This window comes from Mesorhizobium sp. IMUNJ 23232, from assembly GCF_044326205.1.
GTDB lineage: Bacteria > Pseudomonadota > Alphaproteobacteria > Rhizobiales > Rhizobiaceae > Kumtagia.
The window spans coordinates 36,666-60,472 of sequence record NZ_JBIRCY010000025.1 but is presented as its reverse complement, the minus strand read 5'-3'; the positions used below and the strand labels follow the sequence as shown (position 1 = coordinate 60,472).

Sequence of the window (23,807 nt, the reverse complement as noted above, 5' to 3'; positions counted from 1 at the left end):
GCCGTGACAAGCAAGCCGGTTGGCTTGATGCCGGGAGCGCGACTCAGATACGGGTAGGCTGACCGGCCTCCTATTCAAACTTTTCCCGTTCGGTGCCGCGCTGTTCCAGCTTGGCGCGAAGCTTCATGAGATTCCCATGGAACACCAGACGATCGTCGAAGCCCTGTTGCTCGGCCTGCTCGAGGGGCTGACGGAATTCATACCGGTATCCTCTACCGGCCACATCCTGCTCGCCGGGCATTTCCTCGGCTTCCAGTCGACCGGCAAGGCGTTCGAGGTGCTGATCCAGCTCGGCGCCATCCTGGCGATCCTGTCGGTCTATTCGGCGCGGCTGCTCAAGATCGTCACCGACCTGCCCAGTGACCCGCGCACCAGGCGGTTCGTCGCGGGCATCATCATCGCCTTCCTGCCGGCGGCAATCATCGGCGCGCTGGCGCATGATTTCATCAAGACCGTGCTGTTCGAGACGCCGAAGCTGATCTGCATCATGCTGATCCTCGGCGGCTTCGTGCTGCTGGCCGTCGACCGCATGGGGCTCAATCCGCGTTACCACGACGTGATGGATTTTCCGCTGCCGCTCTGTCTTGGGATCGGCTTCTTCCAGTGTCTTGCCATGATCCCCGGCACATCGCGTTCGGGCGCGACCATCGTCGGCGCGCTGCTGATGGGCACCGACAAGCGCTCCGCGGCGGAGTTTTCGTTTTTCCTCGCCATGCCGACCATGGCCGGGGCCTTCGCGCTGGACCTTCTGAAGAACCATGATGCGCTGTCATCCGGCGACTGGGGCATCATCGCAACCGGTTTCGTCGCTGCCTTTGTCGCGGCGGTGATCGTCGTCCGCTTCCTGCTCGGCTATGTCTCGCGCCACGGTTTTGCGCTGTTTGCCTGGTGGCGACTGCTCGTCGGTGCAGTGGGGCTGATCGCGCTCTACACCGTGGGGTAAGGGCGTCAGAGGGCTGCGAGACCCCGGCGCAGCATATCGAGCGCCAGCAGCGTGAGCGCGATACGGAACCATAGCTGAAACGTCTTTTCCGGCATGCGGTCGAGCAGTTTCGTGCCATAATGGGTGCCGAGGAAACCGGACAGGATCATAGCCGCCAGCAACGGCAGCCACTCCCGAAATGCGAAGCCTGCCAGCCCGAACACCACGATCTTCAGTCCATGCTGGGCGACCATGGCGGCGGCGTGGGTGGCCACTAGCCCCTTGCGGTCGTTCTCCAGGAATTTTGCCAGCACCGGCGAGACCAGCGGGCCGGTGGCGCCGACGAACATGGTGACAACGGCGAGGATCACGCTGAACATGGCCAGGCCGGAACGCGACAGCCGGCCGATGCCAGGCAGCTTCAGCCAGGTTATAGCAATGATGAAGGAGCCGAGCACCAGCTTCAGTAGCGCGTCGGGCAGTTGCACGACCAGAAACGCACCGGCAAAGGCGCCGACGACGCTGCCGGCTATGAATGGTTTCGCCACTGCCATGCGGATGTTTTCGCGCTGGCGGATGGCGCGGCCGACATTCGAGCCGAGTTGTACCACGCCATGCAGCGGGATGAGGGCTGCGACCGGCACATACATGCCCATCAGCGCCAACATGGCGACACCGCCGCCGACGCCGAAGGAGGCGGTCAGCGCCGAGGTGAAGGCGCTGGCGACGATCAGCAGGATCGCGGCTGTGAAGTCTATGCCGGTTGGGAGGAGGGTTGCTATGTCGGGCAGCGACATACCGCCCGGCGCCTAAACCTCACGCCTCCGTCCGGCGGGTGAACTGGCCGGCGGGGCGGTAGCGCCAGAGATAGGAGGGCAGGACGGAGGCAATCGACTGCGGGTGCAGTCCGAGACCGGCGAAGCTGCGGCCGGCCTTCTCGGCCTCCGCGGAAACGACATTGTGGGTCTTCAGCAGCGTCACCTGGTCGGAGGTGAGCAGCGGATTGGGCAGCATGCCGAGGATCGACGCCTGCATGTAGGCGATGCTCCACGGCACTGGAACCAGCATGCGTTTGCGGTCGATGATCGTCAGCATCTCTTCCATGCACTGGCGGAAGGACAGCACCTGCGGCCCGCCGAGCTCGTAGATTTTTCCGCCCTCGACCTTGCCGTCGACCGAGCGCGCGATGGCTTCCGCCACGTCGCCGACGAAGACCGGCTGGAATTTTGTCTCGCCGCCGCCGATCAGCGGCAGCACCGGCGAGAAGCGGGCCATGTTGGCGAAGCGGTTGAAGAAACCGTCTTCGGGGCCGAAGATGATCGACGGCCGGTAGATGACCGCGCCGGGCACGGTTTCCAGCACGGCGGCCTCGCCGCGGGCCTTGGTCGTTGCATAGACGGATTGGGAAGCCTTGTTGGCGCCGATCGCCGAACCGTGGGTGAGGCCGGCGCCGACCGAACGCGCCGCTTCCGCGACGGCGCGTGCGCCAAAATCCTGCACGGCGGCGAATTTCTGGCGGCCCGATTCATGCAGGATGCCGACGAGGTTCACGACATGGGCGGCGTCCTGCACGGCGCGGTCGACCGACCAGCGCACCCGCACATTGGCCTGAACGGCCTGGATCTGGCCGACATTGCCAAGCGGCTGGAGATGACCGGCGAGATCGGGGCGGCGGCAGGCGACGCGCACCTGGTAACCGCGCCTGGCCAGCGCCCGCACCACATGCCGACCGACGAAACCCGAACCGCCGAAAACCGTGACGATTTTCGGTGTCTGGAGGATCTCGGTCATGGCTGGCTCCGCTGGCTGATGCCCGTCTCATAATCGGTTTCTATGAAAAGGCAAAGCGGCGGAGGCGTGGCAAAAGCGGGGGATCGGGCAACTGGACCCGGCAGGCCGGTACGCCTCGCCGGGCCGCGAACATCAGGTACGGACCATGCAGACGGGCGCATGACCGGAGCTGACCATGCCGATGCGCTGGGCTGCGGCGCGCGACAGGTCGATGATGCGGCCGCGGATGAACGGGCCACGGTCGTTTATGCGCACGATGACGCTTTTGCCGGTACGGCTGTTGGTGACGCGCACCTTCGTGCCGAAGGGCAGGCTGCGGTGAGCGGCGGTCATGGCAGAGGGGTTCATGCGTTCGCCCGACGCGGTCCGGGAACCGAGGGCATACCACGACGCCTTGCCGCACTGGGCGTAGGCGATGTTCGAAGACACAAGCATCGCGCCCGCGGCAAAGACTATTGCCGCGGTTCTTCCGGTGTTGAATTTCATCTGGGGGGATCGCTCCGTAAAACGTTAACGGGCGACTAATTTGGGGCGAATGCGGCGGCGAATGCGGCGCGTTTCGGGCGATTCAAGGGCAAGCGGTAACGAGTCGTGTTTTTCCGCAAGACTTCGTTATCGAACAAGAGGCGTAGCATGCGCGTTGTGGTTCTTGCGCGCAATGCAAACGAAAGCTGGAATCCGCACTGCCAGGCCCCGGCTAAAGCTTCGTCCAGGCGCCGTTCTTCTTCGACGATTTCACGCAGGCCTCGACAAAAGCGACACCCTCGACGCCGTCCTCTACCGTCGGGAAGATCACATCCTTGGGCAGCTTGCCGCCACCCTTTCGCGCCGCGCGGATGGCGCGCGCTGCCTCGGCATAGATGTTGGCGAAACCTTCCAGATAGCCTTCCGGATGGCCGGGCGGCACACGGGTGACGCGCGCTGAAGCCGGACCCGAACCGGCGCCGCCGCGGGTGATCAACTGCTTCGGCTGGCCGAACGGCGAATACCATAGATAGTTCGGGTCGGCCTGCACCCATTCCAGCCCACCCTTGGTGCCGTAGACGCGCAGCTTCAGCCCGTTCTCGTGGCCCGGCGCGACTTGGCTCGCCCAGATCATGCCCTTGGCCGGATGTTCACTGCCCTTGGCCTTGAAGCGCAGCATGATATGCGCGTTGTCGTCGAGCAGCCGACCGGGCACGAAGGAGTCGAGGTCGGCGGCGAGGCTGTCGAGTTCCAGCCCGGAAACGAAACGGGCGAGGTTATAGGCGTGAGTGCCGATGTCGCCGGTCGAGCCGCCGACGCCCGACTGTTTCGGGTCGACGCGCCAGGCCGCCTGTTTCGAGCCGGTGTCCTCGGCCTTCTCGGTCAGCCAGTCCTGCGGATATTCAGCTTGCACGACGCGGATGTCGCCTAGCTTGCCGGAAGCCACCATCTCGCGCGCCTGCCGCACCATCGGGTAGCCAGTGTAGTTGTGGGTCAGGACGAAAAGCTTGCCGCTCTTTTCCACCAGCGCCGCCAGTTTTTTCGCATCGGCAAGGTTCGAGGTCAGCGGCTTGTCGCAGATGACGTGGATGCCGGCCTCCAGAAAGGCTTTCGCCGCCGGCCAGTGCATGTGGTTGGGGGTGACGATGGCAACCGCCTCGATGCCGTCAGGGCGCTTTGCCTCGGCCTTGGCCATCTCGGCGAAGGTGCCGTAGCTGCGCTCCGGGTCGAGGCCGAGATCGGCTGCCGACGCCTTTGCGCGCGCCGGATCGGAGGACAGCGCGCCGGCGACCAATTCGAACTCGCCGTCGATACGCGCCGCGATGCGATGGACCGCGCCGATGAAGGCACCCTGACCGCCGCCGACCATACCGTACCGGATGGGGCCACTGCCCGATTCAACCTGCCTGCCGGTTACCATTGGTGTCCTCCTCCCAGATTTTTTCCACGGTAGAGTTGCCGCACATGTCCGTGCATTCCACCAGGCTCGCCATCAGCCTCCACCCGATCATATCCTCGCCACGCCTTCGAATTTTTGGCGACAAGAAGATACTCGGGCCAACTGTTACAGCGCTCAGCTACGCGAAAAAGCAGGCTTTGATCATCGAAGCGCGCATAGCCGCCGCCTGAGCCATGATCCTGAACAATCAGCGCAAATGGTGCCGGCGTCCCGTCTCCTTGGCAGAACAAAGTATCATAGGCGGCAATGCCATCTGCTCCGAGAAATATTATGGCAAGCCGCGTAGGCCCATGCTTGTCGTCGAGTGCCCGATCACGTTCCAGTATCTCCACGAATCCAAATGGGTTCGTACGCACCGCGGCAAAATGGTGCGCGGAGAATTCTTCAGATAGGATATGCGGAATCCAACTATCTGATCGGAGGTCCATTTCGCCCAGAGTTACTCTCTCTAGAAAGTGGTAGCCGCTAAACCCGCGAGCAGCGTCTTCTAACTCATGCACTAAATGGTCGCGTGTACAACCATAGTCTGCATAAATAAAACAATGAGCCGAATGGCTTGATCCAAACAACTTAACAGGATGGCCGTCTGTCCCGGAGCCTGGGTAGAAAACGATACGCGATCGAAAAAAATCTGCACGGGGAAAAGAATCGCCCGTCCGGAAATTGAGAAGCCAATCTGGTACTGGAACGCTTCGCTCGCGAAGCGCATCGACCAGCGTAGGCATTCTATACTATCCCCATCATCTTCCTGAGCGCCGCCTTGTCCGAACTGCCTTCGGCAAAATCGTCGAAGGCGCGCTCGGTGACGCGGATGATGTGGTGCTGGATGAAGGGCGCGCCCTCGGCCGCGCCGTCCTCCGGGTGTTTCAGGCAGCATTCCCACTCCAGCACTGCCCAGGAATCGTAGTCGTAGGCAGCGAGCTTCGAGAAGATGCCGGAGAAATCCACCTGTCCATCGCCCAGCGAGCGGAAGCGGCCGGCGCGGTTCACCCAGCCCTGGTAACCGGAATAGACGCCCTGGCGGCCGGTCGGGTTGAACTCGGCGTCCTTGACGTGGAACGCCTTGATGCGCTCGTGGTAGATGTCGATGAAGTCGAGATAGTCGAGCTGCTGCAGCAGGAAGTGCGACGGGTCGTAGTTGATGTTGCAGCGCGTGTGGCCGCCGACGGCGTCCAGGAACATCTCGAAGGTGGCGCCGTCGAACACGTCCTCGCCGGGATGGATCTCGTAGCCGACATCGACGCCGGCATCCTCGTATTTATCGAGGATCGGCTTCCAGCGTTTTCCGAGTTCCTCGAAGGCTTGCTCGATCAGGCCGGCAGGACGCTGCGGCCAAGGATAGAGATAAGGGAAGGCGAGCGCACCGGAGAAGGAGACGGAGGCCTTCAATCCAAGGTTCTGCGAAGCTTTTGCGCCGAACTCCATCTGCTCGACCGCCCAGGCCTGCCGCGCCTTGGGATTGTTGTGGACCGCCGGCGGCGCGAAGCCGTCGAACTGCGCGTCGTAGGCGGGGTGCACGGCGACGAGTTGGCCCTGCAGATGGGTGGAGAGTTCGGTAATCTCGACACCTGCGTCGGCGCAGATGCCTTTCACTTCGTCGCAATAGGTCTTCGAAGAAGCCGCCTTCTTCAGGTCGAAGAGCCGCGCATCCCAAGTCGGGATCTGCACGCCCTTATAGCCCAAGCCTGCCGCCCATTTGGCGATCTTGGGAAGCGAGTTGAACGGGGCCGCGTCGCCCGCGAACTGGGCCAGGAATATCGCCGGCCCCTTCATTGTCTTAGCCATTCGTCTCCTCCCGAATTGCGGCCGCATCCTAGGCAATTCCGGCGCGGCCGCAAGGCGGCGCCGGAAAACCCACGGCTGGAGCCTTCCTTTATTCTGGTCATACCAAATCCCGCCATGAGGTCAAGGCGTGATGCGCCACTCCGGCAAATCGGGCTTTTTCGGCTTTGCAGATTTTTATTTAATAATTGCAACCGGTTACCATCAATAAAGCGAAGGCACGCATGGCTTCTTGCAGCAGGAGGGCAAATGGGCTAGAAAACCGGATATACCCCATTGGTAGAACCAGTTTGCTGAAAACGCTGGAGCGCCTTGCGGGAGGAAACCGGTTCCGCATGCGGCGGAGCAATTGCAAGGCGAATTGGGAGACGGAAACGATGCACCTTTCGACGCACAACTGGATGCGCGCCGAGCCGCTTGAGACGACGCTCAGGCGCATCAAGCAGTATGGCTACGAGTCGATCGAGATTTCCGGCGAGCCCACGCAATACGACATCAAGGACACCCGCCGCCTGCTGAAGGAACACGGCATCCGCTGCTGGGGCGCCGTGACGCTGACGCTGGGCGAACGCAATCTCGCCGCCAAGGACGAAGGACAGCGCGCCCGCTCGGTGCAATACGTCAAGGACGTGCTAACCATGATCAGCGAACTGGAAGGCGAGATCATCACGCTGGTTCCGGCCACCGTCGGCAAGGTCGTGCCGGACGCCTCCCCCGAGGAAGAGTGGAAGTGGGTGGTCGACGCGACGAAGGAGTGCTTCGCCCACGCCCAGAAGGTCGGGGTCAAGGTGGCGATCGAGCCGCTCAACCGTTTCGAGACCTATCTGTTCAACCGCGCCTCGCAGGCGCTGGCGCTAGCCGACGCGGTGAGCCCGGAATGCGGCGTCTGCCTCGATGCCTTCCATCTGAATATAGAGGAATCCGATATGTACGAGGCGATCCGACTGGCCGGAAAGCGCTTGTTCGACTTCCATGTCGCCGACAACGACCGCTTCGCCGCCGGCCTCGGCCATCTCGACTGGAAGAAGATCGTCGGAACGCTGAGGGAGATCGGCTATGACGGCGCGCTCACCAACGAGTTCGTCGCGCCGGTCGACCGGACGCCGGCCAACCGCTACGCCGACATGGTAGAGAAGAACCCAGTCGACATTTCGCCCGAGCAGTTGAAGTTCATCCAGGACCATGGATCGAGCCTGCTGACGGAGAAGTTCTACGCCGACCAGATGCGGATCACCGCAGAGACCATCCTGCCGCTGATCAAGTAACTCGGCGTCTTGCTGCGCCGGCCGTCTCCGGGGGGCGATGGCTGGCGCAGCCTCTTTTTCTAGGAACGACAGGCAGTCGATGCGCATCAAGACAGTTCAGGCCTGGTGGGTCCGCGTTCCCATCGAGACCGCGCGCCAGCACCGCAGCGATTTTGGTCAGATTCGCACCTTCGACGCGGCGATCGTCCGCATCGAGACCGATGACGGGCTGGTCGGTTGGGGCGAAGGCAAGAATGCCGCCGGCAGCGCCGGCTCCTACGGCGCGCTGGTTCATATGATCAACCACGAGGTCGGGCCCATGATCGCCGGGCACAACGCCGGCGACATCGGACCGATCTGGGAAATGCTCTATAACGGCGTGCGCTCGGAGTCCGCCGTGAAGCATGGGCATGCGATGCCGCAGATCGCGCGCCGCGGCATGTCGATCGCCGCCATCAGCGCCATCGACATCGCGCTGTGGGACATTCTGGGAAAACATCTCGGCCAACCGGTGTGGCAATTGCTTGGCGGCCGCAAGGCCGACCGCCTGCCCGCCTATGCCTCCGGTGGCTGGGCGCCTGTGGAGGCGATCGGCGACCAACTGCAATCCTACATCGATGCCGGGGGCTTCAGGGCGGTAAAGATGAGGGTAGGGGCGATGGACGGTGCGCCGCACATATCCGCAGCGCGCGTCCGTGCTGCTCGAAAGGCGCTCGGCGACAGCGTCGACATAAGCGTCGACGCGCATGGCACCTATACGGTCGCCGAAGCAAGACGTTTCGTCACGCTGGTTTCAGATTGCGACCTCGCCTGGTTCGAGGAGCCGGTGATCGGTGACGACAAGGCGGGTATGGCCGAGGTGCGCGCCTCCGGTCCCGTGCCGGTCGCCGCCGGCGAGAGCGAGGCGACGCGCTATGATTTTCGCGATCTCGCAGTGATGAAGGCCGCAGACATTTTTCAGCCGGACCCCGCCTTCTGCGGCGGCATCTCCGAAGCGGTTAAGATCGGCACCATCGCCAGTGCCTTCAACCTGCGCTTTGCACCGCATCTGTGGGCCGGCGCGCCTTGCTTTTTTTCCGGCCTGCACCTATGCGCGGCGTCGCCGGCGAGTTTCACTGTCGAATATTCGCTCGGCGCCAATCCGATGATCCACGACCTCGTCGAAGAGACCGTCGAGGCAAGGGACGGGATGATCACCATTCCCGAAAAACCCGGTCTCGGCTTCACCATATCGGAAAAATTCCTGGAGGCTCACGCGCAAGGCGGCTGACATGAAGGAAAAGGACCTCCTCGCCGAACTCGCGGCCTATCTCTACGCCTGTTCCAACGGCGAGACGGGCCGTACACCCTCGGAACGCGAGTTGGCCGAGCATTTTTCCGTGAGCCGCGGCCAGATCCGCGAGACCCTGGCGATCCTCGAGGCCATGCGCATCGTCGAGAGGCGGGCGAAATCCGGCATCTATCTCACCACCAACCAGGCGAGCGTCGAGGCTCTGGCGCTTTTCGCCAAGGCGGGCGTGCCGCTCGATCCGATCCAGATCTACGAGACAGTGGAACTAAGAAAGATCCACGAGATCAAAGCCGCCGAACTCGCATGCAGCAGAGCCACTGAGGAGAATTTCGAGCGGCTGCGCGAGATTCTGGCCGCTTCCGAGGCGCGGCTGGCAGCCGGAGAGGCGCTGGCGCGAGAGGATCGGGATTTCCACCTGGAGATCGTGCGGGCGACCCAGAACAGCGTGTTCCACAAGATCTGCAGCATCTACTACGTGCTGGGCGAGCGGCGCCTGCCGATCTATTTCGGCGACCCGGCGCGCGGCCAGCGTTCGCATGCGGAGCATCTGCAGATTTTCGACGCACTGGTGCGCCGCGACGGCAATCTGGCGCAGGCGCTTATGAGCGCGCATCTGCAAGGCGCGGAGAGTTATTGGAAGGGGCTCATATCGGGCGAGGAGACGCCGGCCAGGACTCCGGAAAAGGTCTGATGGGTACGTGCCCGTGCGTCCTTCGCGGGAGAGCCTTGAAGGATGCACAGACAGGATAGCGCCGTGCCTGTAATCTACTCCACCCATCCCCTTCACCCTCGCGCGGAAAAAATGCTGGCCGAGGCGGGCGAACTTCGCGTCGCCTCGGCGCTGGATGCAGCGACGCTGAAACGGGAATCGCGCGACGCCGATGTGGTGATCGTGCGCGCGGTGCTGCCGCCGGATATGTTTGCCGGCGAACATCTTATCCGCGCTGCGATCCGCCACGGCGCCGGGCTGGATATGATACCGGTCGAGGAAGCCACCGCAGCCGGCGTTCTGGTCGCCAACCTGCCGGGCGCCAATGCCCGCTCTGTTGCCGAGCACGTGATCTTCGGGGCGCTGGCGCTGCTGCGCGGCTTTCGCAGGATCGACCGCGACCTGCGGACGAATGGCTGGTTCGCCGGGCGCGAACACGCAAATGCGGCTCGCGAACTCGCCGGCAAAACCTTGGGCATCGTCGGAATGGGCGCCATCGGCCGCGAGGTAGCGGCGATCGGCCATCACGGTTTTGGCCTCACAGTGCTGGGCGCCAGCCGCAGCGGCAAGGATTTTCCTGACCACGCACGCGCAGTGCCGCTCGACACGCTCGTCGCGGAAAGCGACATCATCATACTGGCCTGTCCCCTGAATCCCGACACGGTCGGTCTGATGAGCCGGCAAAGGATTTTCTCCATGAAACCGGGCGCGATCCTGGTCAATGTTTCGCGTGGCCCGGTGATCGATGACGAGGCGCTGATCGATGCCTTGCGCGAAGGCCGGATCGGCGGCGCGGCGCTCGACGTGTTCACCAGGCAGCCGCTGGCGCCGGATCACTTCTATCTCGGCTTCGACAATGTGATCGTCACGCCGCATCTGGCCGGCATAACCGGGGAAAGCATGATGCGCATGGGCGTCGGCGCGGTCGAGGAGGCATTGCGGGTGCTCAAGGGAGAACTGCCGGTGAATTTGCGCAATCCCGAAGCCGTCGAGCGGTATCGGACGCGGTTTGCCGGCAGTGCCGGATAGCAACATCCTGCTTGATGAATCAAGTAATCCGAAATATAACTGATCTCATACTGGAAATGGAGACTTGGCACGGAGGGAATGGAAATGGCAAAATCGAAGACGGACCGAGTATTCGACGCACTTCCCGATACGGTCGATTTTCGAGACCAGATGTACATTCCCACGCTGATCGAAGTTCCGTCGGAGACTGACGTCGAGAACTATCGGGCGCGCGAGATTCCCGTCCTCGATCAGGGCCGCGAAGGCGCCTGCACCGGTTATGGACTGGCAACGGTCGTCAACTATCTGTTGCGCACCGGGCGGACCGGATTGGCTGACGACGCGGTAAGCGCTCAGATGCTCTATGCGATGGCCAAGCGTTACGACGAATGGCCGGGCGAAGACTACGAAGGCTCCAGCGCCCGGGGCGCCATGAAGGGCTGGCACAAGCACGGCGTGTGCGGGGAGAAACTCTGGACACGAGGCCGGCAAACCCAGGACATCGAGTTGGACGATTTCCGCCAGGCGGATGCCCTGCAGCGTCCGCTCGGCGCCTATTTCCGCGTGAACCATCGCGATCTGGTCGGCATGCATTCAGCCATCACCGAGGCCGGCATCCTGTTCGGGACCTGCCTGGTCCATGAAGGCTGGATGAACGTGAAGAGCGGCGACACGGAAATCGCCTACTCGACCAAAATGCTGGGCGGGCATGCCTTCGCGATTGTCGCCTATGACCAATATGGTTTCTGGATCCAGAATTCCTGGGGACCCAAATGGGGGTCGGGCGGTCTTGCGCGCCTGAGCTATTCCGATTGGCTCGAGAATGGCACCGATGTCTGGGTGGCGCGGCTGGGCGTTCCGGTCTTTCTGGCGCGACCGGAAGCCACGGCTAGAATGCGATCCGCCGCGCCGCGCAGCAACGAGAGCTTCGTCTCGTCGGAGTTGCAGCCGCATGTCGTGACCATGGGCAATGACGGACGGCTGCGGGAAACAGGCACATACGGTCTCACGCCCGCCGCGCTGGGCAAGCTGGTGCGCGAGCAGGTCAGGCGGACCGTCGCGCAATGGTCGGCCAAGCGCGTGCTGCTCTACGCCCATGGCGGGCTGGTCAGCGAGGATTCTGCCCTGCAGTTCGTCGCCAACAACAGGCAGTTCTGCCTGTCGGCGGAGGTCTATCCGATCGCCTTCATCTGGCGCTCCGACGCCTGGACGACGCTCAAGAACGTCCTTCAGGAAGTGCTGCGCCGTCGCAAGCCGGAAGGCATACTCGATGCCGCCAAGGATTTCATGCTTGATCGCCTGGACGACACGATCGAGCCGGTGGCGCGCCTTCTCGGCGGCAAGACGCTGTGGGACGAGATGAAGGAGAACGCCACCCTGGCCGCGGCGTCGGCCAAGGGCGGCGCGCGCATGACCGCCGACCACCTCGTAGAGGCGGTGAAGGCGGGCGAGGTCGAGGAAGTGCATCTTGCCGGACACAGCGCCGGCTCGATCCTGATGGCGCCGCTTGCGCAACATCTGGTGTCGAAGGGTGTGCGGATCGCCAGTCTTTCGCTGTGGGCGCCGGCCTGCACCGTCGACCTGTTCGAGAAGAGTTTCCTGCCGCTGCTCAAGCAGGAGAAGGGGATCGACGCTTTCGATCTCTACACGCTCGACGACGCGACGGAAAACAACGACGACTGCGCCAACATCTACCATAAGTCGCTGCTCTATCTGGTCAGCGGGGCATTTGAGGCTGAGCCCCGGATTCCGCTCTTTCGTCCCCGCGGGACACCGCTGCTCGGCCTGGCGCGCGACGTCGAGGAACGCCTGAAGCCGGTGTTCACCGGAAAGACGCGGCGCTGGATCCTCAGCCCCGGCGAATTTTCGCGCGCCGTGCACCATGGCGACTTCGACAATGACGAAGCGACATTAAGAACGACGCTGAAGCGAATAACAGGGTCAGGTCTGCCGAAGGCCCAGCCGGCAACAAACCTCGCCGCATCGCCGGCGGCGCGGGCACGTTTCCGCGAGAACCTGGACAAGACCCTCGCGGCGCGGCCGTGAAGTAACGCGGTCGGCCGGCGCGAGAGGCGCGACCGTTGACTTGATTTCGCCGGATAGGTGTTGCCGCCCAACGATGGATAGTCGGAGTTCGGGAAATTGCCTCCGCATTTCCGACATTGACCTCCCTTGTAAACGGACGGCTGTTGCCAATCGGTTGTCAGTTACCCATTGCGCCATGGTCACTATTGGTTACATAACTCCGGACCCTTCCCGGAGCCTCCACATGACCGATCTGTTTTCCCCAATCACGCTTGGCGGGCTTGAGATCCCGAACCGTATAGCCGTCGCGCCGATGTGCCAGTACTCGGCCGACGACGGTTCGGCGAGCGATTGGCATCTCCAGCAATGGATGACCTACGCCATGTCCGGCGCGGGCATGGTCACCATCGAGATGACCGATGTCGAGCGGCGCGGTCGTATCAGCCATGGCTGCATGGGACTTTACTCCGACCACAACGAGGCGGCGGCGAAGCGGGCTCTGGACGCGGCGAAACGGGTTGCGGCGCCGAGCACGAAGTTCGGCGTCCAACTTGCACATGCCGGCAGAAAAGCCTCGTGCCAGCGGCCATGGGAGGGCGGCGGACCGCTGAAACCCGGCGAGGATCCGTGGCAGACGGTTTCCGCTTCGGCGATCCCGTTCGATACGACCTGGCATACGCCGCATGCTTTGACGGAAGCCGAAATCGAGGCGCTGGTCGAGCATTTTTCGGCCGCCGCCAGACGCGCCGTGCGCGCTGGCTTCGATTTCATCGAGCTGCATTCGGCCCATGGCTATCTGCTGCACCAGTTCATCTCGCCGCTCTCCAACCGACGCGAGGACGCGTATGGCGGCTCACTGGAGAACCGGCTTCGCTTTCCGCTGGCTGTTGCAAAGGCCGTGAGGGAAGCCGCGCCTGGCCTGATGATCGGAGCGCGCATCTCGGTGACCGACTGGGTCGACGGCGGGCTGAGCGTCGAGGAAGGGGTCGAGGTGGCCAAGGCCTACAAGGCGGCGGGCCTCGCCTATATCTGCTGCTCCAGTGGCGGCAACTCGCCGCTTCAGAAAATCCCGACCGGTCCGGGATACCAGGTGCATCTGGCCGAGGCCGTGCGCAAGGGCGCCGGCATCCCGGTGCGCGCCGTCGGCATGATCGACGAGCCGCTTCAGGCGAACCAGATCGTGGCAAACGGCCGCGCCGACATGGTGGCTCTGGCGCGCGCCCTGCTCGCCGATCCACGCTGGCCGTGGCGGGCGGCTGCCGTGCTCGGCCACCAGTTGACAGTGGCGCCGCAACTCGCCCGCGCCGCGCATCTGCCGCGCAAGTGGGAACAGGCGGCGTAAGCCACATCCAGCCGGAGTGTCGAAGCAGAGGGCTGGTCGGCAGAGGCCGATCAGCCGTTTTCGATCAGCCAATACGTTCCGCTGCGCGGATCGCGGCCGAGTCGCCCGGATTCGAACAGTTCGCGCCGCAGCAAGGCATGGTCGCCGAAGCTGTGCCAATCGGCGAGCACACCGGTGACCTCGCTTTCCCTATAGATGCGTCCGCGCTCGAATTTCGAGGCGAGATAGTCGAGCACCTCGTCCCGTTCCCTAGCCTTGCGTGGCCAGCGGGTGATGACGCCGTCGCGATCGAACAGGGCGGTCACTCTGTCAACCTTCCTCATCGGTGACAGTGGCGCGGCAGCGGCGTGCTGCCGCGCCAGCGTCACTCACACATATTTTCGCCAGTCGTGCTCTTCCTTGAAACCCAACACTTCTCGGATTTTCCGGTTCGACAGCGGCGCCTCGAAGCCCTTCATCGGCCGGGTGACCGGCGTGTTCGGCGCCCAGTGCTTCAAGAACTCTTCCGTCGGCTGGTTGGCGGTGATGGTGTCGTTGGTGGCGTTGAAGACCTGGAAGCCCAGCCCGTCCTTTTCGAGGCACAGATGCACGATCTGGCCGAGGTCGCGCGCGTCGATGTAGCTCCAGGCGTTGCGCTTTCGCATCGGCGGGTTTTCCGCATAGGTCTTGAACGGCCCGTACTCATGCGGCTCGATGACGTTGCCGATGCGCAGCGCGTAGATGTCGGCGCCGGTGCGCGCGGCGAAGGCTCGCGCCGTCTGCTCATTGACCTGCTTTGACAGGCCATAGCTGTCCATCGGGTCGATCGGGTAGTCTTCCTCCAGCGGAAACTGATGAAAATCCTTGTCGCCTTCGGTGAAGCAGACGCCGTAGGTGGTCTCGCTGGAGGCGATGATCACCTTGCGGATGCCAAGCTTCACCGCCGCCTCGATGACGTTGTAGGTGCTGATGACGTTGGCCTGGAAGGTGACGTTGTCCGGATTGATCAGCACACGCGGGACAGCGGCGAAATGCACGACCGCGTCGACCTTTTTCGGGCCGCCGGGCTCTTCATAACCATCGAAGCCGAAATGCATCGACAGCGCGTTGAACACCTGGCCGCTGTCGGTAACGTCGGTGATCAGCGTGTTGACGCCGGGACAGTCGAGCGGCTTCAGGTCGACATTGAGGATCTCGTAATCGCCCCGCTCCTTCAGCCAGGGCACGACATGTTTTCCCGCCTTGCCGGACCCGCCGGTGAACACGATGCGTTTGGTCATTTCATCCTCCGATTGCCGAAAATTCCTGGCACAGGCCGGTCCCGGCCGCATGGCGGGCGACTATGCAACGGCTGTGTACGCCAGTCCACGCGCAGGTGCCGTGCCAGGCTGCTTTTCCAGAGGCTGCGGGACGCTGCGCAGCGACCGTCATAAAAAGTTTGCGCAAATGGAGCGCCAATGTCGATCCGGCGTCCGGCCATTCGTTTTCGGTTGCACGCCTTGACCGAAAAGGCATCATCGCCCGAACTGGGCCAGGAAGGAGCATTGCTATGAAATATCTTGCACTTATCTATTCCGCCGAGAGCGACGAACCGCCTTATGGATCGCCGGAGTTCGACGCCTATATGGCGGCTTATCGGGCAACGAACGAAACCTACGCGCGAGACAAGGTGATGGTCGTCGGCGAGGCGCTGACCGATGTCGCGACCGCGACGACGGTTCGTGTCCGCAACGGCAAAGTGGAGACCATGGACGGGCCGTTCGCCGAAACCAAGGAACAGCTCGGCGGCTTCTACCTGCTCGATTGCGAGAATCTCGACGACGCAATCAGATACGCGGCGATGATCCCGACCGCCAAGCACGGCTCGGTCGAGGTCCGTCCCGTCATGACGTTCGGCTGACATTTGGCCTCGACGGAAGCCGCTTCGCAGCCAGCGCGCGCCGCCATCGAAAAGATCGCGCGCGAAGAGTGGGGGCGGCTTCTATCCTACCTCATCCGCGGCCTGCGCGATTTCCAGCTCGCCGAGGACTGTCTGCAGGACGCTCTGGCATCGGCCATGGTTCACTGGCAGCGCAACGGGCTTCCGGCCTCACCCGCCGGATGGCTGATCCAGACCGCTCGGCGCAAGGCGATCGACCGCATCCGCCGCGACGCAAACTTCAAGGCGAAACAGACCGAATATGCGATCCTGCTGGAACTCGATGCCGAGCGGCCGGAAAGCGAGCCGGATGCCATTCCGGACGAGCGGCTGCGGCTGATCTTCACCTGCTGCCATCCCGCGCTTGACGAGAAGACACGGCTGGCGCTGACCTTGCGCACGCTGGGCGGCCTGACCACCGAGGAGATCGCGCGGTGTTTCCTCGACCGCAAAGAAGCCATGGCCCAGCGCCTGGTAAGAGCACGGGAAAAAATCAAACGCGCCGGCATTCCATACGAAGTGCCGGATAAGACAGCGTGGCCCGAACGGCTGCAGTCGGTACTCGGCGTCGTTTATCTGATCTTCAACGAAGGTTATGCGGCCAGCAGCGGCGAGAGCCAGGTCCGCGTCGACCTGTGCGACGAGGCGATCCGGCTGGCGCGGGTGTTGCTGTCGCTGAAGCCGGGCGAACCGGAGATCGAAGGACTGCTGGCGCTGATGCTGCTCAACCATTCGCGCCGCATGGCACGCCATGCCGATGGCGAGGGGCTGGTCCCGCTGGAACAGCAAGACCGTTCGCGGTGGGATCGGCACGCCATCCGCGAGGGGCTTTCGCTGGTCGACACGGCGCTGAGGCGCGGCAGGCCGGGACCCTATCAATTGCAGGCGGCGATCAGCGCCATTCATGCCGAGGCTTCCAGCCATAGCACGACCGGATGGCAGGAGATCATCCTGATCTATGATCGGCTCTACCGGATGACGCCGAACCCGGTGGTGCGGCTCAACCAGGCGGTGGCGGTGTCGTTCGGCGAAGGGCCGGAGGCGGCAATGCCGATGCTCGCGGCACTGGCCGAACCTCTGGCAGCCTACCAGCCATTCCATGCCGCCCGCGCCGACATGCTGCGCCGGATGGGTGCGCACGAGGAGGCGCGCGCCGCCTACCGGGAAGCGATCCGGCTTTCGGACCATCCGCGCGAAAGAGCGTTTCTCGAAAAACGCATGATCGACCTGCCGGCGCCCATACGTCCGGCAGGATGACAGCTTCTACAGCAGCGACCAGAGCAGGAAGACCACGGCGCCCAGCATGGAAAGCTGCGTGGCTACCGTACCGATGATCCTGAGCGGCGCGGCGGGATGGACCGCGTCGAGGCCGATCACGTGCAAGGCGCGGCCGGCAAGCAGAACGACGCCGATGGTGTGCAGCCAGGCGGCCCCGAGCCCGCGCGCCTCGCACAGCGCCATCAGCAGCAGCGCCAGCGGCACGTTCTCGACAAAATTGCCATGCCGGCGCATCGAGACGGCGAGATCGGAATTGCCACCGTCGAGGATCGAGATGCCGGTCTGCCCACGCTTGGCGCTGACGAGGATGGCGAGAACGATCACCGCGATGGTGAGGATCGAGGCGTAGAGGGATGTGACGGCGAAGGTCATCGGAAATCTCCATGTCGAAACAGGTTTGCACCGCTATGACGAACGGCGCTTCCGCAAATCGACATGGGCCGACTTTATTGTTATCCGCCCGGCGAGCCGGGCGTCCGGCATCATGCACCGTGGCGCAGGCTCCTGCCGGTGCCGCGATCAAACAGGGAGACCTTTTTCGGGTTCCAGCCGAAGCGCACCGTCTGTTCCATGGCAAGTTCGGCGCGGGCGGGCGCCGTCGCATGCAGCATCGTGTCGCCGACACGCAAGGTGACGATCTTCTCGACGCCATGATTCTCGACGTCGTGGACAGTCGCGGAAACCGGGGCGTCGCTTTCGAGCACGATGTCCTCGGGGCGAATGCCGAAGGTCAGCGGCCGGCCGTCGGCGCTTGCGCCAACGGGCAAGGCGCCCTCGTAAGGCAGTTCGAAAGTCTTCGGGGCGACGACGGCGCGGCCGGCGACCAGGCTTCCGTCAACCAGGTTCATGGGTGGCGAGCCGACTGCGCGCGCCACGAAGGTGTTGAGCGGGTTGTTGTAGATCTCGTTGGGCGTACCGACCTGGACGAGATGGCCGTGGTTGAGCACGCCGATCTTATCGCCCATCGACATCGCCTCGATCTGGTCGTGGGTGACGAACAGGAAGGTCGCGCCGAGATTCATCTGCAGGTTCTTCAACTCGGTGCGCAATGCCTCGCGCAGCTTTGCGTCGAGCGCAGACAGCGGCTCGTCCATCAGGAAGACGCGCGGCTTGCGCACGATGGCGCGGCCGATGGAGACGCGCTGCATCTCGCCGCCGGACAAGCGGTCCGTCTTACGCTCGAGCAGATGCTCGATGCGCAGCGTTTTCGCCACGCGCGCGACACGTTCCTTTATCTCGGCATCGGGCACAAGGCGGATTTTCGACTTCAACGGGAATTCGAGGTTTTCGCGCACCGTGTAGCGCGGATAGAGCGAATATTGCTGGAGCACCAGCGCAACGTCGCGCTCCGCGGCGCCCCAATCGCCGACATCGGCGCCGTCGATGTAGATTTTGCCCTCGGTCGGCTTTTCCAGGCCGGCGATGAGGCGCAGCGTCGTCGTCTTGCCAGCCCCGGTCTCGCCGAGCAGGACGAAGAACTCGCCGTCCTGGATTTCAAGATCGAGGCCGCTCAGCGCGGTATGGTGACCGAATTTTTTCGAAATGTTCTTGAGCTGGATATGGGCCATCAGTGCGCTCCTTACCCTCCCCTTTGTGGGGAGGGTCGGCGAGATTGTTGAGCGAAGCGAAACGGTCGAGACGGGGTGATATGGTCATTCTTCTGACCCCCACCCCGATCCGCTGTGCGGATCGACCCTCCCCACAAGGGGGAGGGTAAGGGGCGCTCCACCATCACAGCCTTGGCCGGCCCCTCGCTAAGGCTCGGGGCGTTCGGCTGTTCACGAAGCCAAATCGTTGGCTTCGTGTGGCCTGCGGCCATCACAGTCTCACCCCCAGCGACTGGCCGCTCGCCGTATCAAAGAAATGTGCGTGGCTGGGATCGATGCGGGCAAAGACCCGGTCGCCGGCCTTGGCGACGTAGCCGGCCCTTGTGCGGGCGCGAAGCATCTCATCGCCGACCTTGAGGTCGACGATGTCGTAGGAGCCGAGCGGCTCGATGATGTGCGCCTCGACCGGCAGGTAGCCGTCGGCGGCGTCCTGACGGACCAGCACGCCCTCCGGACGGATGCCCAGCGAGACACCACCGGAAGCCGCCTTGCCGTTGAGCTTCGACAGCAACTCACGCGGGAAGGCGAAACCCTGCGGCGCGCCGCTCACCGTTACCGAGGCGCCCGCCCTATCCTCTGAAACCGCGGCACTGGCAACATTCATCACCGGGCTGCCGACAAACTGCGCGACGAACAGGTTGGCCGGATATTTGTAGACCTCATCCGGACTGCCGACCTGCTGCAGCACGCCTTCATGCATGATGACGATACGGTCGGCGAGCGCCATCGCCTCGATCTGGTCGTGGGTGACGTAGATGGTGGTCGAGCCCTGCTTGACGTGCAGGCGCTTGATCTCGGCCCGCATCTCCTCGCGCAGTTTTGCATCGAGCGCACCGATCGGCTCGTCCATCAGCATCGCCTTCGGCCGGCGCACCAGCGCGCGGCCGATCGCCACCCGCTGCATGTCGCCGCCCGACAGCGCTGATGGCTTCCGGTTCAGCAGGTCGGAGATTCTCAGGATACGCGCGATCTCGCGCACTTCCTTGTCGACCTCGCTCTTGCTCATTCGCGTCGCCTTCAGCGGGAAGGCGATGTTCTCGTACACCGTCATGTGCGGATAGAGCGAGAAGGACTGGAACACCATGGCGATGTCACGGTCCGAGCATTTGAGATGCTGCACCGGCTGGCCGTCGATGAGAATGTCGCCCTCGTCGATCGTCTCCAGGCCAGCGATGGCGCGCAGTGTCGTCGTCTTGCCGCAGCCGGACTGGCCGAGCAGCACGATGAACTCGTTGTCCTCGATCTTCAGGTTCAGATCCTTGATGACCTGCACCGCGCCGAAGAATTTCTGCAGTCCGCGAAGCTCGATCTGGGTCATCAGTGACCGTCCTTGCTGGGCTGTGCGGGCGGCGCTGCATCGCCTTTCGGGCCGAACCAGCCGGTCAGCATGAAAGTGATCAGGCCGACGAGCACGATGGTCAGCCCGTAACGGTGCAAGAACAGGTTCCAGGGCTGGCAGAGCGCGACGATGCCGAGAATCATGACGATCTCGGCGGTCCGCTGGAGGGTCGCATGCCGGATCATTTGCGGATCGCTCCGAAGGACATGCCGCGCAGCAGGTGGTTGCGGAGCAGGAAGGTGAAGATCGCGACCGGCAGCAGGAACAGCACCGTGCCGGCGGCAATCACCGTCCAGTCGGGCAGGCCGGAGCCGACCTGGCTGGGGATGAAGGGCGGCGCCGTCTGGGCACGGCGGTTGGTCATGATCAGCGCGAAGGCATACTCGTTCCAGGCGGTGATGAAGCAGAACACGGCGGTGGCGGCGATGCCGGTCGCAGCCTCCGGCAGCACGACCTTGAAGAAGGCCTGCATGCGCGTGTAGCCGTCTACGAGTGCCGCCTCCTCATATTCCTTCGGGATCTCGTCGATGAAACCCTTCATCAGCCAGACGGAGAACGAGAGGTTGAAGGCGGTATAGAGGATGATCAGACCCCAATGCGTGTCGTTGAGCCCGACGGCGCGGTACATCAGGAACATCGGAATCGCCACCACCACGGGCGGCAGCATGCGCGTCGACAGGATGAAGAAGAGCAGATCGGCCTCGCCCTTTATCTTGAAGCGGGAAAAGCCGTAGGCGGTGAAAGTCCCCATGCCGACCGCCAGGATGGTCGAGGTTATCGCCACGATCAGCGAGTTCATGAAGCGGCTCGGATAAGCCGACCACTGCACGTTGCCCTTGCCGTCGCGCACGACCTTCTCGCCGCCGTCGAAAACGATGCGCTCCCACCAGGGGGCCGCGGCATATTCCTCCGGCGTCGGCTGCGCTCTTAGCTGCGAGCGCTTGGTGAACAGCTTCACCCAGGGCGAAACCTCCGGTTGGAACAGCACCGTCGGCGGGATAGTCGTCGACAGGTTGCGCGGCTTGAAGGCCGTCGAAGCGATCCAGTAGATCGGCGCCAGGAAGATCAGCGTTATGATGAGGACGGCGACGATGGCGACGCGGTTGAGCGCGACTTCGGAAGATGTGCGTACGGCCGCCATCTCAGCGCTCCTTCACCTTGTTCAGATATTTCACGTAGATGTTGGTGATGGCGAGCACCATGATCAGCACGATGTAGGCCAGCGCACAGGAACGACCGGTCTGCCATTCCTGGAACGCCATCTTGTAGAGGCGGATCGAGATCACCTCGGTGGTCGGCTGGCTGGTCAGGATGTAGGCGAGGTCGAAGGTCTTGAACGCCTCCATGGTGCGGAAGATGATGGCGATCATCAGGATCGGCGCGACCAGCGGCAGTGTGATGCGAAAGAAAGTGTAGAACGGCCCGGCGCGGTCGATCGCCGCCGCCTCGTAAAGATGCTTCGGCACGGCCGATAGGCCGGCGAGCGACAGCAGCATGACAAAGGGCGACCACATCCAGATGTCGGTCAGCGCCACCGCGTAGAGCGCCATGTTGGGGTTGGACAGCCATTCGAACGTGCCAAGGCCGAGCGCATAGTTGATGATGCCGAAGGACGGGTCGTAGAGCAGTTTCCAGAACAGGCCGACCACCGCCATGGACAGCATCATCGGCAGCAGCAGCAGAGTGGTCAGCAAGCCCTTCAGCGGAATGTCGCGGTTGAGCAGCATCGCCATGCCAAAACCGACCAGCACCTGGCCAGTCACCGAGACGATGACATATTGAGCGGTGATCGCGAAATTTCTCCAGATGAAATCGTCGTTCAACAGTTCGCGATAGTTCTGCAAGCCGACGAAATTCGCCGGCGCGTTGGTGGAGGCCCGGAAATCAGTGAAGGAGTAGCCCAGCGAATAGATCAGCGGGAATATGTTGAAGACGATCAGGAACAAGATCGTCGGGATGATGAAAAGATTGCGGATGGTGAGGTCGCTCCAGCCGTGGGCGGCGGCGCGCGTGCTCGGATCGAGCCGGGTCATGACGGCGGTAGCCAAATCCGGGTTTCCTTCGCTTTCAAAAGAAAATGGAGAGGGCGGGCTGCGCCCTCTCCAGCTTTTTATTAGTCGGCTTATTTGATCCGGTTATATTTCTTGAAGGTCGCGTTCCAGTCGGCGGCGAGAGCGTCGAGCACCTCCTTGGACGTGCCCTGATCGCCGGTGATGTATGGATAGACGCGCTGGTTCATCTGGATCAGCAGCTCGGCATACTCCGGCGTCGCCCAGAAGTCCTTTACCTTGAACATCGTGTCGTAGAAGGCCTTGTTGTACGGTGTGGCGTTCTGGAACTCGGCCGATTCAAGCACGGCCTTGTTGCAGGTGTAGCCGCCGAGCGCCGCCCACTTCTTCTGGGTCTCGTCCTTGACGAACCATTCGAGGAACTTGAACGCCTCTTCCTTGTTCTCCGAGTAGTTGACGATCGAAATGCCCTGGCCGCCGAGCGCCGCATACTGGTCGCCGCTTGGCCCTGCCGGGTTGGCGAAGAAGCCGGTGCCCTTGGCGTTGGGGTTGGACGATTCATTGACCAGCGCCGGGAAGAACGCGAAGTAGTTCATGCTCATCGCCGCCAGGTTCTCGGTGATCGCCTGGTTGTCCTCGATGAAGAAGCTCTTGGCCCAGCCGGGAGGCGTGAACTTGTAGAGTTCCTTGTAGGCTTCCAGCGCCTGGATGTTCTTTTCCGAGTTGATGATGCCGTCGACCTTGTAGGTGGCGTAGTCGCCGAGTTCGCCACCGAAGGAGAAGATGGCGTTCTCGACGCCCATCACCAGCGCGTCGTACGAGTTGTCGGTGTAGATGGCGATGCCGTAGCGCTTCTCATCGGGGCGATGGAAGAATTCGGCGATGTCGCGCAACTGCTTGAAGTCCTTCGGTGGTGCGAGGTCGTAGCCGTATTTGGCCTTGAACGCCTCCATCTCCTTGGGGTCCTCGAACCAGTCCTTGCGGTAGGACCAGCCGACCGCGTCGCCTTCCGCCGGAACCGACCAGTATTTGCCGGAGGCGGCCGGATATTCGGCGTAATATTTCACTGTAGCCGGAGCCATGGTTTCGGCCAGCTTGTGCTTGCCGAAGAATTCGGTCAGGTCGACATAGTGGCCGGCCTCGGAGGCCGCGCCGATCCATTGCGAATCGCCGACGACCATGTCGTAGGCGCTGCCCTTGGCGTTGAATTCAGTGAAGGCCTTGGTCTGGAAATCCGACCATGGCGTCGTCTCGACGGTGACCTTGACCCCCGTCTCCTTCTCGTACTCGTTGGCCAGTTCCTGCAGATAGTTCGCCGGATCCCATTCCGCCCAGAAGATCGTCAGTTCCTGCGCGAACGCCGACGTTCCGCAGGCAAGCGAGAATCCGATACCGGCAAGAATGCCGGTCAGTGTCTTTCGCATTACAAGTTCCTCCCTTGTGCATATATTTTCGCGGACCCTCGGATGATCCCTCCGGTCCGTTTGCCTTTTCGCCGCCGCATCGCGGGGCCGACCCTCCCCGGCCGGTTTTCGAACCGCACGGCCTGCCGGCCGATGCTGCTCCTCCTCTCAATCTGGTAGTACCAACAAGAGTTCGTCGTCAAGGGCTTTCTTAGTGGCCTAAAACCATTGAACGC

24 protein-coding genes are annotated in these 23,807 nt (G+C 62.8%); 9 read left to right on the top strand and 15 right to left on the bottom strand.

Annotated elements, in window-relative coordinates:
* The first annotated feature begins 136 nt into the window (after positions 1-136).
* Positions 137-943 (top strand): undecaprenyl-diphosphate phosphatase, encoded by an 807-nt coding sequence (locus tag ACH196_RS18740; protein ID WP_396648441.1) that lies wholly within the window; start codon positions 137-139, stop codon positions 941-943.
* 5 nt (positions 944-948) lie between these two features.
* Here ACH196_RS18740 and ACH196_RS18735 read toward each other — a convergent pair whose 3' ends face one another.
* The 6 genes from ACH196_RS18735 to ACH196_RS18710 all read right to left on the bottom strand — a co-directional run bounded on the left by ACH196_RS18735 (position 949) and on the right by ACH196_RS18710 (position 6,422).
* Complete coding sequence (locus tag ACH196_RS18735; RefSeq protein WP_396648440.1) at positions 949-1,719, bottom strand: sulfite exporter TauE/SafE family protein; 771 nt, start codon at positions 1,717-1,719, stop codon at positions 949-951.
* A 19-nt stretch (positions 1,720-1,738) separates the two neighbouring features.
* Positions 1,739-2,713 carry a complex I NDUFA9 subunit family protein gene (locus ACH196_RS18730; protein WP_396648439.1) on the bottom strand — a complete coding sequence of 325 codons (975 nt, stop codon included), beginning with the start codon at positions 2,711-2,713 and terminating at the stop codon, positions 1,739-1,741.
* 132 nt (positions 2,714-2,845) lie between these two features.
* The gene (locus ACH196_RS18725) at positions 2,846-3,199 is read right to left on the bottom strand and encodes a septal ring lytic transglycosylase RlpA family protein (protein WP_396648438.1); all 354 of its coding nucleotides are present in this window, start codon (positions 3,197-3,199) and stop codon (positions 2,846-2,848) included.
* Positions 3,200-3,410: 211 nt separating this feature from the next.
* Positions 3,411-4,598 (bottom strand): Gfo/Idh/MocA family protein, encoded by a 1,188-nt coding sequence (locus ACH196_RS18720; protein ID WP_396648437.1) that lies wholly within the window; start codon positions 4,596-4,598, stop codon positions 3,411-3,413.
* Entirely contained in the window at positions 4,592-5,362 is a 771-nt protein-coding gene (locus ACH196_RS18715; protein WP_396648436.1) for a hypothetical protein, read from the bottom strand. The genes ACH196_RS18720 and ACH196_RS18715 overlap by 7 nt, the downstream gene beginning before the upstream one ends.
* A gap of 1 nt (position 5,363) precedes the next feature.
* Complete coding sequence (locus tag ACH196_RS18710) at positions 5,364-6,422, bottom strand: sugar phosphate isomerase/epimerase family protein (protein ID WP_396648435.1); 1,059 nt, start codon at positions 6,420-6,422, stop codon at positions 5,364-5,366.
* Positions 6,423-6,796: 374 nt separating this feature from the next.
* Between ACH196_RS18710 and ACH196_RS18705 the strand changes: the two genes are divergently transcribed.
* The 6 genes from ACH196_RS18705 to ACH196_RS18680 all read left to right on the top strand — a co-directional run bounded on the left by ACH196_RS18705 (position 6,797) and on the right by ACH196_RS18680 (position 14,038).
* Positions 6,797-7,684 carry a sugar phosphate isomerase/epimerase family protein gene (locus tag ACH196_RS18705; protein WP_396648434.1) on the top strand — a complete coding sequence of 296 codons (888 nt, stop codon included), beginning with the start codon at positions 6,797-6,799 and terminating at the stop codon, positions 7,682-7,684.
* Between the two features lie 79 nt (positions 7,685-7,763).
* Entirely contained in the window at positions 7,764-8,933 is a 1,170-nt protein-coding gene (locus tag ACH196_RS18700; RefSeq protein ID WP_396648433.1) for a mandelate racemase/muconate lactonizing enzyme family protein, read from the top strand.
* Position 8,934: 1 nt separating this feature from the next.
* Positions 8,935-9,645, top strand: a complete 711-nt coding sequence (locus ACH196_RS18695; RefSeq protein WP_396648432.1) for a FadR/GntR family transcriptional regulator — start codon at positions 8,935-8,937, stop codon at positions 9,643-9,645.
* A gap of 63 nt (positions 9,646-9,708) precedes the next feature.
* Complete coding sequence (locus ACH196_RS18690) at positions 9,709-10,692, top strand: NAD(P)-dependent oxidoreductase (RefSeq protein WP_396648431.1); 984 nt, start codon at positions 9,709-9,711, stop codon at positions 10,690-10,692.
* An 84-nt stretch (positions 10,693-10,776) separates the two neighbouring features.
* Complete coding sequence (locus ACH196_RS18685) at positions 10,777-12,717, top strand: C1 family peptidase (RefSeq protein WP_396648430.1); 1,941 nt, start codon at positions 10,777-10,779, stop codon at positions 12,715-12,717.
* Positions 12,718-12,940: 223 nt separating this feature from the next.
* Positions 12,941-14,038, top strand: a complete 1,098-nt coding sequence (locus ACH196_RS18680; RefSeq protein WP_396648429.1) for an NADH:flavin oxidoreductase/NADH oxidase — start codon at positions 12,941-12,943, stop codon at positions 14,036-14,038.
* A 50-nt stretch (positions 14,039-14,088) separates the two neighbouring features.
* On the opposite strand, the gene ACH196_RS18675 is transcribed toward ACH196_RS18680, so the two are convergent.
* Both ACH196_RS18675 and ACH196_RS18670 read right to left on the bottom strand, forming a co-directional pair.
* Positions 14,089-14,343 (bottom strand): DUF2087 domain-containing protein, encoded by a 255-nt coding sequence (locus ACH196_RS18675; protein WP_396648428.1) that lies wholly within the window; start codon positions 14,341-14,343, stop codon positions 14,089-14,091.
* A 63-nt stretch (positions 14,344-14,406) separates the two neighbouring features.
* Complete coding sequence (locus ACH196_RS18670; RefSeq protein ID WP_396648427.1) at positions 14,407-15,297, bottom strand: NAD-dependent epimerase/dehydratase family protein; 891 nt, start codon at positions 15,295-15,297, stop codon at positions 14,407-14,409.
* Between the two features lie 269 nt (positions 15,298-15,566).
* On the opposite strand from ACH196_RS18670, the gene ACH196_RS18665 reads away from it, so the two are divergent.
* Positions 15,567-15,917 (top strand): YciI family protein, encoded by a 351-nt coding sequence (locus tag ACH196_RS18665; RefSeq protein ID WP_396648426.1) that lies wholly within the window; start codon positions 15,567-15,569, stop codon positions 15,915-15,917.
* 3 nt (positions 15,918-15,920) lie between these two features.
* A complete protein-coding gene (locus ACH196_RS18660; protein ID WP_396648425.1) occupies positions 15,921-17,192 on the top strand; it encodes an RNA polymerase sigma factor in 1,272 nt (423 codons plus the stop codon).
* A 6-nt stretch (positions 17,193-17,198) separates the two neighbouring features.
* Here ACH196_RS18660 and ACH196_RS18655 read toward each other — a convergent pair whose 3' ends face one another.
* The 7 genes from ACH196_RS18655 to ACH196_RS18625 form a co-directional block, all read right to left on the bottom strand.
* Positions 17,199-17,585, bottom strand: coding sequence for an MAPEG family protein (locus ACH196_RS18655; protein WP_396648424.1), 387 nt, complete (start codon positions 17,583-17,585; stop codon positions 17,199-17,201).
* Positions 17,586-17,695: 110 nt separating this feature from the next.
* Entirely contained in the window at positions 17,696-18,781 is a 1,086-nt protein-coding gene (locus ACH196_RS18650; RefSeq protein ID WP_396648423.1) for an ABC transporter ATP-binding protein, read from the bottom strand.
* Between the two features lie 250 nt (positions 18,782-19,031).
* Positions 19,032-20,138 carry an ABC transporter ATP-binding protein gene (locus tag ACH196_RS18645; RefSeq protein WP_396648422.1) on the bottom strand — a complete coding sequence of 369 codons (1,107 nt, stop codon included), beginning with the start codon at positions 20,136-20,138 and terminating at the stop codon, positions 19,032-19,034.
* The gene (locus ACH196_RS18640; protein WP_396648421.1) at positions 20,138-20,344 is read right to left on the bottom strand and encodes a hypothetical protein; all 207 of its coding nucleotides are present in this window, start codon (positions 20,342-20,344) and stop codon (positions 20,138-20,140) included. Before ACH196_RS18640 ends, ACH196_RS18645 begins: the two co-directional genes overlap by 1 nt.
* Positions 20,341-21,300 carry a carbohydrate ABC transporter permease gene (locus tag ACH196_RS18635; RefSeq protein ID WP_396648420.1) on the bottom strand — a complete coding sequence of 320 codons (960 nt, stop codon included), beginning with the start codon at positions 21,298-21,300 and terminating at the stop codon, positions 20,341-20,343. Before ACH196_RS18635 ends, ACH196_RS18640 begins: the two co-directional genes overlap by 4 nt.
* Before the next feature lies 1 nt (position 21,301).
* A complete protein-coding gene (locus ACH196_RS18630) occupies positions 21,302-22,207 on the bottom strand; it encodes a carbohydrate ABC transporter permease (RefSeq protein WP_396648419.1) in 906 nt (301 codons plus the stop codon).
* A 74-nt stretch (positions 22,208-22,281) separates the two neighbouring features.
* Positions 22,282-23,592, bottom strand: a complete 1,311-nt coding sequence (locus ACH196_RS18625; protein WP_396648418.1) for an extracellular solute-binding protein — start codon at positions 23,590-23,592, stop codon at positions 22,282-22,284.
* Between the last annotated feature and the right edge of the window lie 215 nt (positions 23,593-23,807).